At 42.9% G+C, this 15,912-nt stretch carries 18 protein-coding genes; 4 read left to right on the forward strand and 14 right to left on the reverse strand.

The annotated features are described in order from the left end of the window. Positions 1-10 precede the first annotated feature (10 nt). The 4 genes from ADS79_RS26505 to ADS79_RS26520 all read right to left on the reverse strand — a co-directional run bounded on the left by ADS79_RS26505 (position 11) and on the right by ADS79_RS26520 (position 2,953). Positions 11-697: an SOS response-associated peptidase gene (locus ADS79_RS26505; RefSeq protein ID WP_049741460.1), complete on the reverse strand. Its 687-nt coding sequence runs from the start codon at positions 695-697 to the stop codon at positions 11-13. A 195-nt stretch (positions 698-892) separates the two neighbouring features. After that, on the reverse strand, positions 893-1,186 hold the full coding sequence (locus tag ADS79_RS26510) for an RNA polymerase alpha subunit C-terminal domain-containing protein (RefSeq protein ID WP_049741461.1): 294 nt from the start codon (positions 1,184-1,186) through the stop codon (positions 893-895). A 59-nt stretch (positions 1,187-1,245) separates the two neighbouring features. Next, the gene (locus ADS79_RS26515; protein WP_049741462.1) at positions 1,246-2,088 is read right to left on the reverse strand and encodes a lipase family protein; all 843 of its coding nucleotides are present in this window, start codon (positions 2,086-2,088) and stop codon (positions 1,246-1,248) included. A 19-nt stretch (positions 2,089-2,107) separates the two neighbouring features. Continuing rightward, positions 2,108-2,953 (reverse strand): lipase family protein, encoded by an 846-nt coding sequence (locus ADS79_RS26520; protein ID WP_049741463.1) that lies wholly within the window; start codon positions 2,951-2,953, stop codon positions 2,108-2,110. Positions 2,954-3,153: 200 nt separating this feature from the next. Between ADS79_RS26520 and ADS79_RS26525 the strand changes: the two genes are divergently transcribed. Continuing rightward, complete coding sequence (locus ADS79_RS26525; protein WP_307725627.1) at positions 3,154-3,717, forward strand: DUF421 domain-containing protein; 564 nt, start codon at positions 3,154-3,156, stop codon at positions 3,715-3,717. Further along, positions 3,687-3,866, forward strand: coding sequence for a YetF domain-containing protein (locus tag ADS79_RS36775; RefSeq protein ID WP_307725628.1), 180 nt, complete (start codon positions 3,687-3,689; stop codon positions 3,864-3,866). The genes ADS79_RS26525 and ADS79_RS36775 overlap by 31 nt, the downstream gene beginning before the upstream one ends. Here ADS79_RS36775 and ADS79_RS26530 read toward each other — a convergent pair. Continuing rightward, the gene (locus ADS79_RS26530) at positions 3,863-4,339 is read right to left on the reverse strand and encodes a VOC family protein (protein WP_049741464.1); all 477 of its coding nucleotides are present in this window, start codon (positions 4,337-4,339) and stop codon (positions 3,863-3,865) included. The genes ADS79_RS36775 and ADS79_RS26530 overlap by 4 nt on opposite strands. Before the next feature lie 184 nt (positions 4,340-4,523). Here ADS79_RS26530 and ADS79_RS26535 point away from each other — a divergent pair, with 184 nt between their 5' ends. Beyond that, positions 4,524-5,027, forward strand: a complete 504-nt coding sequence (locus ADS79_RS26535; RefSeq protein WP_049741465.1) for a DinB family protein — start codon at positions 4,524-4,526, stop codon at positions 5,025-5,027. A 118-nt stretch (positions 5,028-5,145) separates the two neighbouring features. On the opposite strand, the gene ADS79_RS26540 is transcribed toward ADS79_RS26535, so the two are convergent. From ADS79_RS26540 to ADS79_RS26580, 9 genes are all read right to left on the reverse strand, one after another. Continuing rightward, positions 5,146-5,454: a cupin domain-containing protein gene (locus tag ADS79_RS26540; RefSeq protein WP_049741466.1), complete on the reverse strand. Its 309-nt coding sequence runs from the start codon at positions 5,452-5,454 to the stop codon at positions 5,146-5,148. Between the two features lie 18 nt (positions 5,455-5,472). Next, positions 5,473-5,991 carry an ABC transporter substrate-binding protein gene (locus ADS79_RS26545; RefSeq protein ID WP_049741467.1) on the reverse strand — a complete coding sequence of 173 codons (519 nt, stop codon included), beginning with the start codon at positions 5,989-5,991 and terminating at the stop codon, positions 5,473-5,475. An 86-nt stretch (positions 5,992-6,077) separates the two neighbouring features. Continuing rightward, positions 6,078-6,905, reverse strand: coding sequence for a helix-turn-helix domain-containing protein (locus ADS79_RS26550; protein WP_049742147.1), 828 nt, complete (start codon positions 6,903-6,905; stop codon positions 6,078-6,080). A 147-nt stretch (positions 6,906-7,052) separates the two neighbouring features. After that, positions 7,053-7,655: an ATP-binding cassette domain-containing protein gene (locus ADS79_RS36285; protein WP_049741468.1), complete on the reverse strand. Its 603-nt coding sequence runs from the start codon at positions 7,653-7,655 to the stop codon at positions 7,053-7,055. A gap of 41 nt (positions 7,656-7,696) precedes the next feature. After that, the gene (locus tag ADS79_RS36290) at positions 7,697-8,296 is read right to left on the reverse strand and encodes an ABC transporter ATP-binding protein (protein ID WP_255323529.1); all 600 of its coding nucleotides are present in this window, start codon (positions 8,294-8,296) and stop codon (positions 7,697-7,699) included. 790 nt (positions 8,297-9,086) lie between these two features. Further along, complete coding sequence (locus ADS79_RS26565) at positions 9,087-10,046, reverse strand: APC family permease (protein ID WP_049741470.1); 960 nt, start codon at positions 10,044-10,046, stop codon at positions 9,087-9,089. An 82-nt stretch (positions 10,047-10,128) separates the two neighbouring features. Then, positions 10,129-11,571: an aldehyde dehydrogenase family protein gene (locus ADS79_RS26570; RefSeq protein WP_049742148.1), complete on the reverse strand. Its 1,443-nt coding sequence runs from the start codon at positions 11,569-11,571 to the stop codon at positions 10,129-10,131. 55 nt (positions 11,572-11,626) lie between these two features. Continuing rightward, positions 11,627-12,667 (reverse strand): homoserine dehydrogenase, encoded by a 1,041-nt coding sequence (locus ADS79_RS26575; RefSeq protein WP_049741471.1) that lies wholly within the window; start codon positions 12,665-12,667, stop codon positions 11,627-11,629. A 91-nt stretch (positions 12,668-12,758) separates the two neighbouring features. Further along, positions 12,759-13,970, reverse strand: a complete 1,212-nt coding sequence (locus tag ADS79_RS26580) for a cystathionine gamma-synthase family protein (protein ID WP_236700115.1) — start codon at positions 13,968-13,970, stop codon at positions 12,759-12,761. Positions 13,971-14,253: 283 nt separating this feature from the next. On the opposite strand from ADS79_RS26580, the gene ADS79_RS26585 reads away from it, so the two are divergent. Then, the gene (locus ADS79_RS26585; RefSeq protein WP_049741472.1) at positions 14,254-15,849 is read left to right on the forward strand and encodes a PucR family transcriptional regulator; all 1,596 of its coding nucleotides are present in this window, start codon (positions 14,254-14,256) and stop codon (positions 15,847-15,849) included. Positions 15,850-15,912 lie beyond the last annotated feature (63 nt).

Below are 15,912 nucleotides of genomic sequence, written 5' to 3' on the forward strand. Positions count from 1 at the left end.
TCTCAATCTTCTATTCAAAGAGGTACGGCGCAGCTATTTCCTCAATGCATTCAGGCATGTCATTTTTAGGACTGCCGACAATAGAGGGTACGGGATAGGCTCTCATCTTTTCTGAATCATATGGAACAAGCAAAGATTGCAAGCGATCTGCATCAAAGCTTTGACGATCCAGCCAGATCGCTTCGTCTTGTTTTTGCAAAATGACCGGCATTCTGTCATGGATATCCGTGACAATCTGATTGGGCTTTGTCGTGATGATCGTGCACGTATGCAGCTTTTCCCCTGCCGGATTTGTCCACGTATCGAACAAGCCCGCGAAGGCAAAAGGCTCCCCTGTCTTCATCATGATCCGCATCGGCTGTTTCTCACTTCCTACCTTTCTCCACTCATAAAAACCATCTGCCGGGATGATGCATCGCTTGCGAACAAACAATTGTTTAAAGGCAGGCTTCTCCTGAATCGTTTCAGACTTGGCATTGATCAGCTTATAGGCGCTTTTCTCATCTTTCGCCCAGTAAGGAACAAGTCCCCATTTTAGTCGTCCCAGCCGCCGCTGACCCCGATCCTCAATGATGGCAGGAATAAGCTGCCCCGGGGCAATGTTGTATTGTTTTTTCCACTCGTACGGAACCTCTTCTACTTCAAACCTTTCTATGAGCTCGTCGGAATCAAAAACGATCGTAAAGCGTCCACACATTGCTCTCACCTCAACTGTTTTCCCACTGAAAATGAAAAAGTCCCCCACTATTTCGTGAGGGTTGAAAAAGGTTGTTAACAGTGTATGAGAGCTAGTATGCCCGAATATTCCTACTTACTTACGTGCTTTGCGAAAAAAGTCTGGCGATTTTCCAATCTGTTCCATGAGACATTGCACCAACAGATTACCCCTATTTCAGTTCTTGAACGATAATCCCGCTTCCTGCAAAACAGCTCTGAGCTTCGGTAAAGACGCTGGTCCCATACCATGATATTGCAGAATTTCTTTTTCACTATAAGTAGAGAGCTGCTCCAAGGTAATGATTCCATTGTGTTCCAACGCTCGTCTGGCAGGTGCCGAAAGAAGGGACAGAAACCCACTACCAGGCTTACGTTCTTGCTCGCAGATCGGGCAGGTAGGACAATCGCTGCTTTTCAAATATTCGTGTCCTTTGCTACAAGTTCTTCTTTCTTTATTCGAGGCTGCCATATGGAACCACATCCTTTCTTCGCGCTTTTCCCCTCCATTATATCCAGGATTTAGACTTATTACTTACTCTCACCGCATCCTCCTAAAAACGGCACACATAATGCTGTATCAGGACAAAAATCCGGGTTCTCTTCACACAAGGCGCTTGTAAAATCCGGATTTTGCTTGCTCAAGTACTTAAAATAGCAAACAATCTCGTGATTTCGTGCGGCTACGCTGTTCAACTGGAATGACAATAAATATTTGGTACGAACATGCTGATAGAATAATCCCAGCTTTGTAAAAGGAGGCGGATACGCTTTAGCAGGTAAAGTAGGAATGATATCATGCACATTTGCAATTCGAACGCTTTTCTTTACCGTTTCGTCGAATCGGGAAGCAAATACAGGGCTTCCAACACGAGGGCTGCCATACGTATAGACGAAAGGCTTTTTAAACTTCGTATTCACTGCAATATCAAAAGCAGCTAGTACTGCGAGTCCTCCACCCAGGCTGTGTCCGGCGATAAAGATTCTTTTCGATTTGGATAGCTGGTTTAAAGCAGTGATCAGCTCATTTCTGGCCGATTGATAAATGCACGTAAACCCTCGATGAGTTTTTCCACTATTTTTGACAAAAGGATACCGCACCTGAAATAAATCCTGGTCCGACTCATTATCCTGAAATGTTCGGGTTCCTCGAAAAGCTACGACGATCTTATCATGCGACTCCGCGATAAAACCGAATACCTCCAGCTCCGGCTCCTCTACCCCAGCACATGCTCGTATGATATGTCGAAGGCTGTACCCCACTGGCAAAGCAAGCGATTCCGTTTCAAACAGCTGGTATGACTGATAGATCATGGCTGAAAGCAATATCGCGTCTTCGCTCTTAAAAATCCGATCTACGCTTGATCCTTCCATATTGGCCTCCCCCTTATCCTCAAGCCTTCGGATACTTGCATCCACCTTGAAAGGGGAAGCACATTTCCGTATCAGGACAAAAGCCCGGATTTTCAGCGCATAACACTTGTGAGAAATCTGGGTCTAATTGACTGAGACTTTTAAAATAGCAGGAAATGGCATTGTTTCGGGGCGTGTTGTTTAGTTGAAAAGCGATCGAGTACTTGGTGTTTATATGCTCATACGCAATTCCCTTCTCCGTAAAAGGAGGCGGATATTTTTTATCTGGAAACGTCGGAAATGGATCATGAATATTTACAATGCGGAAACTATTTTTTGCCAACTGATTGAACCTGTGGGCAAAAACAGGGTCTCCAATCCGTGGGCTGCCATACGTAAAGATAAACGGCTCTTCAAACTTTGTATTTACCGCAATATCTAAAGCAGCTAATGTTGCCAAAGCTCCACCGTAGTTGTCGCCAGTAATAAACAGCTTTTTCGAAGCAGATAGATGGCTCAATTTTCTAAGCAGTTCATTTCTTGTTGATTGATAAAGACAGGTAAATCCACGAGAGGTTTTGCCCCCATCCGGCACAAAAGGATAGGATACTTGGAGAATGTCATAGGCTGCCAACAGGTCCGCTGGATAAGCCGCGTAGCCTCTAAAAGCGATGATGATTTGATCTTTTGACTCCGCTATGAATCCATACACATTTTCCGTAGGATTCTCTACGTTCGCAAAGGCACGGATGATTGATCGAAGTCTAAACCCCTTTGGCAGAATTAGTTTTCCTTCAAAATAGAGGAGATACGTCTGATAACACATGGCCGCCAGAAATATGGCTGATCTGCTATGAAGCCCGTTCATTTTGTCCGAGAAAACCATGCATACAATTCCTTTCCGAGCTGGAATAAACGGAATGTGGACCCTTTTCTTTTGGGCAAGTACCGTCAAAAAACGCCCATTATGAGCCTATTCCTCGGATAACAAACACGTGCCAGTACAGCGGAAAAAGCCACTATCTCTGGATAGATCCCTTTTGAAGACGGTAATACTAATGAAAACTTCCATATGGAGGAAATTCGATGGGGACCGATTTTCACTTCCTTGAAATCACAGTGAAAACACTTTGTGGGTTTGTGGTAATCTTGCTGCTGACAAGAATGCTTGGCAAAAAGCAGCTCAGCAACGTCACTTTCTTTACCTACGTAACCGGAATTACCATTGGGTCCCTTACAGCCTCTATGGTGATTGAACCAGATACCAATTTTTTCGAAGGACTTGTTTCGCTTGCTTTATGGGCGATCTTAACTGTGCTTGTAGAATTTTTGAGTCTGAAATCGAGTAAGGCTAGAGTTTTACTGGACGGTCAACCAACCCTTGTTATAAAAAAAGGAGAAATATTAGAAGAAGCTTTAGCTCAATGCAGACTGAATATGGATGACTTGAGCATGATGCTGCGGAAAGAAGACGTTTTTTCAATCAAAGATGTTGCTTACGCGATTCTTGAGCCAAATGGACAGTTAAGTGTGATGAAAAAAAAGGTGCCGAAAGTGTATCACGGGACGACTTGCACATTCAAAAACCAGCAACAAATGTTTTTCCCTCAGAGCTTATCGTGGATAGCAACATTGTTGAGAAAAATCTGAAGGAGTTTGGCTTGACCAAGGAATGGCTTTTCCAAGAGCTCGAAAAGCATGGTGTATATTCGTTACATGAAGTTTTTTATGCTGAACTCCAGGAAGATGGTTCATTGCTTGTTGATAAAAAGGGGAACTCTCGAGAGTATCATCATTAATTAGATTTTGTCTTGTGTTTAGCCAACAGTACTTCCCACTCTTCGAAGGACATTTTATTTGTAAGATGTCTGAGATCATCAGGCACTTCCACTGCGCACATCAATTCCAAGCTGTTTCCATCTGGATCGTTAAAATACACGGACGCGTTCCCTTGATGAGGGCGAATAAATGGAGCAGCCGAGTCTCTTCTGCCAAAGGGAACTGCCTGTACTTGAATCGATTCCAACCATTGCAGGGATCGCTTCAAATCGTCATAGGTTACCTGAAAGGCAATATGTCGCAAGGAAGGATGGTAAGGGGTCTCATGCTCTTTTCCTTCCCATATACCCAGCCAGCTCTTTCCTTCCTCCATCCAAAAGAAAGCAGTCTCATCATCTCTCCAGGCAAATTTTAACCCAAGCCTTTGATAAAACTCGATTGAAGCCTCCAAATTTTTAACAGGTAAATGAGCCTCGTACAAGCCTCTGATCATCTGGTCTCGCCTCTCTTCTTTGTATATTTAATAAACTTATTTATATAATAAGTTTATTTTTGTATTTTGTAAATATTGGATTTTCCCTTTGTATGCCTTTACGATTTCATGATCCGAAAGTACTTTCTATTCGGAATTTTGTTATAATAAATGGAAGATACTTGAATTTGCAGGAGGGGTCTTAATGGATCACTATGAAGAGAACTTATCGAAAACCAGAGAACAGCTACTACTTGAAATTTCCTCTGTACGTGCTGAGGATTTCAATCGGCGACTTGAACAGGATAAGTGGAGCATTGCACAGGTCTGTCATCACTTGGTCATTATCGACACGTTGTTCGCAAAAGCAATCGTGCATGGGCTCAAGCGAATGAATCCAACCAACACAGAATTTGTTCCCATTGAATTTGTGGCAGACCGATCCAATAAGATCCAGGCACCTGAAATAACAGAGCCAAGCTCCGAGCCTTTTCAAGTCCAGCAAATCATTCAAATGCTCCATGACTCCAGGCAAAATTTTTTGGATGTCTTGAGTAAAGTAGAAGACAGAGCGATTTTGAAAACAGTAGCGGTAACGCACCCAGTTTTAGGTCACCTTCCTTTAGATCAATGGGTGGAGCTGTTGTATGTACATGAACAGCGACATATCGAACAAATCCAAGAGCTGAAGGCACGCTGCGTCATTTGAAAGAAAAAACCCCCAGGAATTCTCCCAGGGGTAGTCGATTCAATCGTGATTTAAGGAATTGCTGCAACAAAATGCCGAACCGCTCCTAGATCCAACTATCATTGGCTGCTGTTAATTTCTACTCTTTCGGCTCCACTATCATGATATGGCATTCCTTTTCGGCGAAGGGCTTTTGAACGGCTTCCCCTGGGACAATAAATATCTCCCCCTTGGAAATTTTCACCTGACCATCACGAAAATCTATGAACATCTCGCCTTCTAGCACCATAAATATCTTATCGGCACCTTGATGCTCGTGCCATTCAAAATCCCCGGCAATCTTAACAATCTTTATTTGATAGTCATTTATTTCACCAATGACTTTTGGAGACCAGAGATCGTTGAATTTAGATAGCTGCTCATTCAGATTAATCGCTTGGTAATTTATATGAATCCCTCCTTATTTTTAGGGCTTGCGCAAGGCACCTGTTATATTTTGCAAAGCGTATTCAATCGCTAATGGGCCACCAGTAATAGCGGAACTATCCATTAAATAGACGTGGCCTTTCTTCACGGCATTCAGATTATTCCAGACATTACTTTGATTTATAGAAAGAATCTTCTCGATACTAGGAGACACTTTATCTCCCAATTCTTCAGCAGAATCCAGCTTTCCTTTTAAATAAGATAAAGAGGACAGATACTCTTTTTCAGTAGAAGCAGCAGGTGGTTCCCCTAATGCAACTAATATTTCAGGATAAAAGTACCAGAGTGCGGCCAATTTTTCCGGTTTTTTCTCGATCACAATTTCTTTCCCTAATGAATCCTTAAATGTTCTTGGCCAACCAGGTGCCTCTACATTCCCTTCTGGTGTAGATGCACGTTCTGTAGTTGTGCCTTTATTTTCAGCAGGTGTTCCATTACAACCTGCTAGAATGCCTGCTAATAATAGCATGGAGATTAGCAAGCCTTTCATCTTTTGCATAGGCAATTCCTCCGACATGATGATTTCTTTGGCTTGCCATTAGTATAGTAAAGCCATTTTTTGAAGAGAATGGATGCCTGTTGAAATTAGCATGGATTATTGATGAACTTCTCTCGATACTCAGTCGGAGAAATGCCTAATTGTTTCTTGAACACTCTACTAAAATAAAAGGGATCTGCAATTCCAACCGTTTGCGCAATTTGCTGTACGGGCACATCACTTGTGAATAGCATTTCTTGCGCCCTGTTGATCCGATATTTTAATAAATATTCTGCTGGTCCCATACCTGCATGTCTTCTGAATACATAAGAAAGTCGATTTCGATTCACGTCATATTGCTCTGCAAGCGATGCTATTGTAAGACTTTGATCATAGTATTCATGAATATAATGAGAGACTCGCTCGAACAAAGCATGTGATTCACTGCTATTTTGCCTACTCGCAACACATACTAAGGCTTCATTCAGTACATCTCGAAACAGCATTTCGGTCTGAAACTTCGAAAGGCCTCCAGGCTGATTATAGACATGCCAAAGACGCATGATTAATTCAATCAGACGAGGGGATTGTCCTGTTAATAATTCAAAATGCTGATGAGAAAAGCTAGACTCTTCCAGTTCTGCGTTGCATATCCGATATTGGACAAGAATATATTCCCAGTTGGTTTTACCAAACATTTTTTGAGCCAGAGTCATTTTTGCACCGCCATGTACCACTTTTCCTGGGGAAAAAATATACGGCGTACCGTTAAATTGAAATTGCACCTTCCCTGTAGGTGGAAACACAAATCCAGGAAAAGAATCTGTATAGTCAGCGTGAGGCACTCCAGGATTTCTGGCATATCGATATACTCCTTCTACTTGAAAAGGAATGTGTGCGAAATGTTCTGCTAACTGATTAACGTCGATTTTCACCATGTATGCCTCGCTTCAATCATAGTTTGCCGGTATGTCACTTATGGTAAAATTCCACAATTTCTCCTCCATTGTAATACAAAAGGAGTACAGGATTCATGTTCTCCTGCACTCCTTTTATGTTTACCATTCTTGTATTTCCTGTACTTACTTCCCGGCTACTACTGTTTCTACAGGAGTTTCCCGATGAATCAGCAACGCCGATACAATGCCTATTTGCGTGCGAAGTGATTCTAGCGTGACATCTGTTAATGGATAACCATCCACGAAGACTGCTCCTTTTTGCACATCATACAGACGGGCAATCAAATGGGCGATGGTGGACTTCCCGGAACCAGACGAGCCAACCAGTGCGGTAACTTGTTTGGGCTCTATGCGCAAATAAAAATTTTGCAGGACTGGCACGCCTTTTTCATATGCGAAATCAACATTGTCAAAGAGAACATCTCCTTGCAAAGGTGGTAAGTTGATTGCTCTCTTTTTGTTCCGAACCACTGGCACTGTCTCCAACACTTCATGGATTCGTTCATACGCCGCAGAAGCTTGTTGAATTTTACTAACCATTCTACTGAAGGAACGAATAGGACCCTGCAGTAAACGTAAGTATGCCAAGTAAGCGACAATGTCTCCTACCGTCATTTGATTCTGCATCGCCTGCCACGCACCAAAAAGCAGTACGAGCGTCATTCCAATGTAATTGATCCATTCAATAATCGGCGGGAAGGAAGCCGACAGCCGGGAAGCTTTCACTGTTGCAGCCCGATTGTTCTCGGTTAATCCAGCGAATCTATTTATTTCATCGTTCTCGCTGGCAGATGGTTTAATCCTCGAATCCCTGATAGCGAATCCTGTAAATGATTGCTTATTTCCGCAGAAGATTGACGTACTGTTCGATAGAGAGACTTGATTCGCCCAATGAAAAACCGCGAAGTAAAGAACAGAAAGGGAAATGTGCTCACTAGTAAAAGCGCCAATTGCCAGTCGACATAGAATAAATAAGCGCATATTGCAATAAACGTGAAGAAATCAGCCACAATCGATAACGTGTCAGCAGAAACCAAATCCTGCAACTGATTGACATCACTCGTCAATCTGGACATGAGATCGCCGGTACGGTTGCGATCGAAAAAGTTCAAATCCAGGTTCACGGTACGTCGGTACAGCTTATTCCTCAGCTGTGAAATAGCTCCTTGGCTAACAATTGTCATCACAAAGCTGCTAATAAACCGAAACACCCCCAAAAGTAATGCTGCCCCTATGATCAATGCCCCTAGCTCAAACAATGCAGCAAATTGTTGATCGACAATAACCTGATCAATGACCACTTTCGTCCACTGCGGAATGATAAATTCAAGAGCTGAAATCACTAAAATAGAGAGAGCTGCTATCAAAATAAACTTCCATTGCCCTCTTGCTTGAAAAAACACCTCCCTGAACATTTCCGAAAACAATAGATAACGTTGGGAACCGGATTTCATCTCATCACCTGACTTTCTTTCAAATATAATAAGTTTATCTAATTACTTTAACAAAAAAATGATCTTCCCACTGCCAACCTTTTTTCGATGCTCCCATTCGTCGTTTTTTGCCATGACATCACCTTTGCACACTAATTAGATTATCTAACTAAAATTAGTTATTACTTATTTTTTCCTATATTGCAAGCCTGGAAAAACCCCAAGGAAGAATCCTTGGGGCATTGAATTTAAGGTGCTGGCGGCGGTGGAATTGTTCCTACGACATCAATTTCGTTCGAGTCGCCTGCCAGACTTCCACCTACTACAATCAATTTGTACTTTATGGTTCCTATAAATATCGCTGCAACAGAAACTGAAGTAGAATCAGCAGTTAGTGGAGCCGGAAATGGAACCCATGTACTACCATTGTCAACGGACTGCATTAACGTTACGGATGTTGCACCTACTGGCTTACTGAAGGTGAGTTTATAAATGAGCCCACCTTCTAGTGTAGCCGCTAAATCAGAAATCGGCGTTACGCTATTCTCGTCTTATTCCTCTCGGGGTTTTATAACGAGCCTACACCGTACGAGCGACTTTCATCGCATACGGCGTGCCATCAACGGAAAAGGACTCCTTTCTTCAAGAATCTTACAATGGGCATTTTCATGCTATCAAATGCGTCTCACAAAATTCTCACAAGAGTCCTTCATAAATAAGACTGCTATTCTTTAATCGATTCTACATGAGTGTCGGTATTCAAATTACTGAACCTGTAACCGTCAGAACCCCAGTGAATCCCCACACTCGAGAGTGCTGCTGGAAGTGCTTCCAGTATATTGATTTTATTAAAAGGAACCATTCCCGTTAGAACTAATGCCACAGCAATATATAAAGCACTCACTGTCCCCAGACAAATAATCAGTCCGAGTGGGACATCTCTTGCAGGATTCACTGACTCTTCAGCAGCTGTGGAAATGGAATCGAAACCTGTATAGGCATAAAAAACAATGGCTGCGCCAGACATAATTCCCGTCCATCCAAAAGGCATCATTGGCTGTAAGTTTGAGAGGTTGATGTGGCTTACGCCTAAACCAATGAATAGAAGAATCACAGCTACTTTTATAACGACGATAAGATTATTCATCTTTGCACTTTCCGAAATACCAATAAACAAAATATACGTAACTAGCAATGTTATGCAAATGGCGGGAAGATCAACAAATCCTTGTGGATCAGCAATTCGTGATACGGTTAGCGCTTTGGGAAGGTCTATTCCTATCGAATGTAGTAATCCAACAAAAGTTGCAGACCATCCTGCTCCTACTGCACTCGCATTAATTAAATAGGCTAAAATCAGATCCCATCCGACTATCCAGGCAGTGAATTCACCGAAGGCAATATATGAGTATGAATAGGTACTTCCCGAAACCGGAAACATGGTAGCAAGCTCTGAGTACATGAGACAGCATAACCCGCTTATGATCGCAGTTATGATAAAGGATAGGATGATGCCTGGACCTGCCATATGTGCCCCTTGTCCAGTAGCAACAAAAATTCCTGTTCCAATCACACTCCCCATACCTAAAAGCGCCAAGTCCTTGGCCCTCAAGCTCTTTTTTAATTTACTTTGCTCCGATTCGTTCCTGATGCTTTCGAGACTTTTCTTCCTTGCTATCCTCATCTTTTTATGCCCCCTGGTATGATTCATGGATCAGTAAACGAAATCATCTTCGTGATGGATTCAAATAGATTGGATAAGGTATTTATTGCATAGAAAGCTTAAAGCATACCACTTTAGGCTCCGTCATCTCCTGAATAGCAAAGGAAATTCCCTCGCGACCAATGCCCGATCCCTTTACTCCCCCGAACGGCATCGCATCGATACGGTAATCTGAACTATCGTTAATCATTACACCGCCAACATCAAGCTTTTGGATTGCCTGGAATGCTTTATCCAAATCTTGCGTGAAAATCCCCGCTTGCAGCCCAAAAGGGACATGATTGGCTTCATGAATCGCTGTGTCCAAATCTGAAACCTTAAAGATGGAAACCACTGGACCAAATACTTCTTCTTTCGAGATTTTGCAGTCTGAAGGTACATGAATCAATACGGTCGGTTCATAATAGGCACCCGTTCGTTTTCCACCACAAAGCAAGGTCGCTCCTTTTTGAACCGCTTCGTTCACCCATGACTCCACTCGTTTTGCTTCATTTTCAGATATCATTGGTCCCATATCTGTTTCTTCTGATAATTTGTTTCCTACCCGGTATTGTTTCGTACGCTTGACGAACCGCTCTACAAATTCCTCAAATATTTCATTTTGCGCATAAATCCGCTGTACACCAAGACAATTTTGTCCTGCTGCCCAAAACGCCCCCGATACCGAGGAGTCTATAGCTAATTCCAAATCGGCATCCTTCATAACGATGACAGGGGAGTTCGAGCCCAATTCCATGCTCATTTTCTTTAAACCGGCTTTTTTCATGATCATTTCTCCTGTTGCTAGCCCACCGGTAAACGAGATCATTCGAATCGCTGGATGTGTAATCAATGCATCCCCTATGTCACTCGTATGTCCGGTAATAACAGAGAGTATCTTTGGTGGCAGTCCCGCCTTATCAAACGCTTCCGCTAGCAATAGCGCACTCAACGGTGTCGCTGGTGCCGGTTTTACTAGAATTGCATTCCCTGCTGCAATCGCTGGGCCCACTTTATGTGCGACAAGATTAAGCGGATCATTGAAAGGAGTAATCGCTGAGATGATTCCGATCGGAAAGCGATAATAATAGCCCACACGGTTTTCACTGCCTGGCATTTGATCAAATGAAATGGTTTCCCCATTCATTCTCCTGACTTCCTCCGCACTAATTCGGAGCGTTTCTATGCAACGCCTTACTTCTTTTCTTGCTTCCCGAATCGTTTTACTACTTTCTAGTGCGATGACGGTCGCGTATTGTTCTTTATGCTCGTAAATCCAATTAGCTGCACGATTGAGTATGGCCATACGCTCATGAACCGGGAGTGATGCTGCGATCATTTGGCCACTTTTCGCCTCTTCAATGGCAAACTGTACATCATGCTCACTTGCGGCTGGAACCGTACCAATCATGCTATTGTCTTGCGGATTATAAACATTCATTTCATTTTCCCGAGAAACCCACTGTCCAGCTAAAAACATCTTGTTCTTCATGAAAGTTTTCGTCATCACAACGGTAGCCCTCCGTCTCCATAATCTCTGTGTCGAACTTCAATGATCCGTTCTACAATTGGCTCCGGCTCATATTTAACAAATCGATGAGAATGGAAAATCCAGTCTCGGTCCGCCCTGCTCCTGCACCGATCAATGTAATAGGTCCGGCAAGGTCGCAATCGAAGGTAACAGCATTCATCGCTCCTGAAACACCGGCCAAGGCATCCGTCATTGGTATTGCCTCGAGTCCGACCTGGGCTTCGACCTGATTACCCACCCTTTTTGCTTTGGCAATCAGCTTCCAGCGTTTTCCTTCCTGCTTCGCTTGTTGAATTTGCTCAAGAGTTACATTGCGAATTCCCTCTCTTGCGACATCCTCTCTGACCAGCGGAGCATTCATGACAACATTGGCTAAAATGACAATTTTATACAATGCGTCAAAACCGTCCACATCACTTGTCGGATCTGCCTCTGCATATCCAAGTGCTTTCGCTTGGGTTAGTGCTTCCTGGTAGGATAACCCTTCTTCCATTTGAGAAAGAATGAAGTTGGTCGTACCATTCAAGATCTCTCTAATCTCTCGAATCTCGTTTCCGGCAAGGCTAGTGAGCGGCATTCTGATAGCGGGAGTACCGCTCATGACAGAACCCTCGAATCCCCAGCGCACTCCATTTTTAGATGCAAGCTTACTTAATTCATGGAAAGCTAATGCAACAGGTCCTTTATTGCTCATCACGACATTCTTCCCGCATTCAAATGCAGTCTTGCAGTGGTCAATAGCGGGCTGGCCCGTGTTCACATCGGTAAATGTAATTTCAATGATGGTGTCAGCGTTGCTTTCTCGAATCGTCTGAAAGCTATCCCACCCTCTAATCAGACTAGGGCTTTCCGGATAACCGTCTAGCTTCCCCGTCTCTTTCACAACCCGAAGCACCTCTGAAATATCGAGTCCGTCGGGGTTATAAATCGAACCCTTCATCACGTCGGAGATGGCAACGATTTTGGCATCAAACCCGATACCGTTTCGCAGCGCATCTCCTTTGTCCTTTAAAATCTCTAACAAACCTTGCCCAACTACTCCAAGACCAAGTAGTGCAATTCTCGTTGCCATCTTTAGCACTCCCAACTAGAGAAATAAAGTAGGTAGTCAATTGACTACCCAATTTGTTTAGCGAATATCTTTGTAAAGCATTAAGCTCTCCTTAGCTTCTTAAAGATGCTTGTGAAAGAGACTGGAAGGCTTGTTCCAAATCGGCAATTAAATCTTCCGTATCCTCGATACCAGCAGACAAACGCACAAGACCTTCTGGTATTCCCAGTGCTTTTCTTTCTTCTACCGTGCATTCCACGTGGCTCGTTGTACGCGCAGGTCCATAAGTCGTTTCAACTGCTCCGAGGTTTGCAGCACGATTGGCGTATTTCAATTTGGGAAGAACTACCCGTACCGTATCCATGCCACCTTTAAGTGAAAAGCTTAGCATGCCGCCAAATCCTCTCATCTGTTTTTTTGCAATATCGTGATGTACATGTGTTTCCAGCCCTGGATAGAATACCTGTTCGACGAGCTCATGCTGCTCCAAATATTTGGCGATGGCCATAGCGTTCTTCGCTTGTTGCTCTACACGTAGCTTTAACGTCTTCATTCCCCTTAGCAGAAGATAAGCAGCCCAAGGATCCATTGTCGCTCCGTTAATTTCACGATAATGGTATATTTGCTCTACTAATTCATTTGAACCGCATACAACGCCACCCAATGCATCGGCATGTCCACCCAAAAATTTCGTTGCACTGTGTAGAACCAGGTCTGCCCCCAGCTGCAAAGGATTTTGATTAATTGGTGTGGCGAAAGTATTATCAACGACCACCAATGCTCCAACGGCTTTTCCCGCTTTTGCCATGCGCTCAATATCGGTAATTTTTACAGTAGGATTTGTTGGCGTTTCCAGATAGACGATTGTACATCCTTTGGCAATTTCAGCCTCCATCTCTTCATGGTTGCCAGTATTGCACAGTGTCACTTCAATGTTTAGCTTAGGTAGAAACTCCGAAAAAATTTTGTTCGTTCCACCATACGTATCCTTGATCGTGACAACCCGATCTCCAGGCTTTAAGAAAGTATGCAAAACGTTACTAATGGCAGCCATTCCCGTGGAGAAGCTTGTAGCCGCTTCAGCATTTTCGAGTACGCGGACTTTGTCCTCGAATGCCTGTACCGTCGGATTCGTATTTCGCCCGTAAATATGTCCAGGTCTTTTTCCTATTGCGACATCAAACCATGCATCCATATCGTCGTATGTGTAGGCGACGCTCACCACAACAGGCACTTGTGATGCACCATGTACGAGTACTTCTTTTTCCCCTGCCCAAACTGTTTTTGTCCCAATTTGAATATCGTTAAAATTTTGATTACTCAAGACTGTCATCTCCTTAACTAAGAGTTTTAGGATAGAATCCATATGATTATCTTAGTGAGGTTTGGAGGTGATAACATCCAACAACCTGTATGAAGTTTGATTCCGTTTTTATGGATAAAATAGATAATTCAAAAAACAGTTAACTCTTTTTTAAAAGGATCAATTATAATGTTCTGTGTCAAATCGAAACAAGAAATAGTCCACGTAGCAGATTATTATCAAGTTTAACGTACCTCTTTGAGTCAATATCCACTCATTCCTACTTGAAAATCAGGAGGTCATAATGCCGTTAACCTTAATCGATCTATTGCATATCCCCGTCATGCAACAAGCAAATGTTCGAACGGCCTCTTCGTCTCTGACCTCGCGTTCAATCGAAACGATATCGGTAATCGAGCTTCCAGTCGAAGATTTCATACGTAAAAACGAATTGGTCTTAACCACAGCAATCGGCTGTAATGACTCAGGGACTTTAAAGGAATTCGTTCAAGATATCATCGAATCAGAAGCAGTTGCCTTGGCGATTGCGACAGGTCGTTATATAAAAGTAATACCGGAGGAAATCCTTCAATTGGCCGAACAACATCACTTCCCGATCATTGAAATCCCTTGGGAAATCCGTTTTGCTGATATTACGGAAGCGGTGTTAACCGAAGTGCACAATTGGCGGCAAACGAAATTTCAGCAATTTGAAGAATTGCAGAAGCAGCTGCTCCATCTATTTATTAACGGTTCCCCGCTTTCCGATGCCGCAGCATTTATCTATCAGGATTCGGGGATTCCGATTGTTATCGTCAATCACGAGGGTGTAGTGAAGGGGAAGAGCAAAAACTCAGAACATCTTGTTCAACCAGACCTTTCTGATCCATCTATTATTCAGTACAAAATTCAATCCGCTGACAGGCTGTTCGGTTATTTACTGATGTCCCTGGATCATGAAACAACAAACCATACTAGTAACGAAAAAATAAACATGATGAGTAATATCATTGCAACACTCACCCTGTGGTTTCAAAGGGAACATGCTGTACAGGAAGTGGAAATGCGCCTTCGAGACGATTTTGTATGGAGTCTTGCAAAAGGAGAAATCGATTCGTGGGACACCGTTTTTTCACGTGCGAAATCAATGGGTTACAACCTGGCTCTCCCGTATGTTTGTATGATTGGTGCGATTGAAAATGCCGAGAAATTGTACGAGAACCGTGAGAAAAAAACACTCGAAACCTCGTATGAACAATGGTTGTATTCGTTAATCAATTCAGTCGAAGAACAAATATCACTTGCTGGAAATTTCTTAAAGCGTGCAACAATGAAGACGTATCAGCAAGAACGCTTTATCATTTTTTTCGAGGTGTCCAATCTACAAGTAGAGCATTATGTGAAGCAATTTCTCGATTGTATCGAAAGTAAGCTTACACAAGCTGTACCTGGCCTCGTTTTGTCTTGGGGGATTGGTGAAAATCATGCTGGTGTCAAAACATTTCACGAAAGCTTTATTGATGCCAGAAATGCGCTTGATATCGGTTCTCGTCAAAAAGGGCCTGGTCATCGAAGCACTTATTCCAGCACCAGTTTTTATCGGGCGCTGCTCACGCTTGCCAACAATTCGGAAATACAGGAGATTACCTACTTGACTATCGGTTCTCTGATTAAATACGAAGAACAACGCGGACTCAATCTGATTACAACGTTGAAAGCGTATATTCAAAATCAAGGGAATGTCAGTCAAACCGCACGGGCATTAAATTTACATCGACATACTTTACTTTATCGATTGAAGAAAATCGAAACGCTAACCAATCGATCTTTGGTTGATACAGATGACCTGTTTTTACTTGATCTAAGTTTACGATTGTGGTCAGCTAGCATAGCTCGTTAACTGCAAAATTACTGATAAACGGGTACCTTTTTGAAATAGTATCATGTAAAAAGAAAGAGGCGG

The sequence above is a fragment of the Brevibacillus reuszeri genome (assembly GCF_001187725.1).
GTDB classification, from domain to species: domain Bacteria; phylum Bacillota; class Bacilli; order Brevibacillales; family Brevibacillaceae; genus Brevibacillus; species Brevibacillus reuszeri.

Coding starts and splice junctions, on each gene's coding strand:
- ADS79_RS26505 (WP_049741460.1), bottom strand. CDS start 697: ATGTGTGGACGCTTTACGATCGTTTTTGATTCCGACGAGCTCATAGAA.
- ADS79_RS26510 (WP_049741461.1), bottom strand. CDS start 1,186: ATGGCAGCCTCGAATAAAGAAAGAAGAACTTGTAGCAAAGGACACGAA.
- ADS79_RS26515 (WP_049741462.1), bottom strand. CDS start 2,088: ATGGAAGGATCAAGCGTAGATCGGATTTTTAAGAGCGAAGACGCGATA.
- ADS79_RS26520 (WP_049741463.1), bottom strand. CDS start 2,953: ATGGTTTTCTCGGACAAAATGAACGGGCTTCATAGCAGATCAGCCATA.
- ADS79_RS26525 (WP_307725627.1), top strand. CDS start 3,154: ATGGGGACCGATTTTCACTTCCTTGAAATCACAGTGAAAACACTTTGT.
- ADS79_RS26530 (WP_049741464.1), bottom strand. CDS start 4,339: ATGATCAGAGGCTTGTACGAGGCTCATTTACCTGTTAAAAATTTGGAG.
- ADS79_RS26535 (WP_049741465.1), top strand. CDS start 4,524: ATGGATCACTATGAAGAGAACTTATCGAAAACCAGAGAACAGCTACTA.
- ADS79_RS26545 (WP_049741467.1), bottom strand. CDS start 5,991: ATGCAAAAGATGAAAGGCTTGCTAATCTCCATGCTATTATTAGCAGGC.
- ADS79_RS26565 (WP_049741470.1), bottom strand. CDS start 10,046: ATGAGGATAGCAAGGAAGAAAAGTCTCGAAAGCATCAGGAACGAATCG.
- ADS79_RS26570 (WP_049742148.1), bottom strand. CDS start 11,571: ATGACGAAAACTTTCATGAAGAACAAGATGTTTTTAGCTGGACAGTGG.
- ADS79_RS26575 (WP_049741471.1), bottom strand. CDS start 12,667: ATGGCAACGAGAATTGCACTACTTGGTCTTGGAGTAGTTGGGCAAGGT.
- ADS79_RS26585 (WP_049741472.1), top strand. CDS start 14,254: ATGCCGTTAACCTTAATCGATCTATTGCATATCCCCGTCATGCAACAA.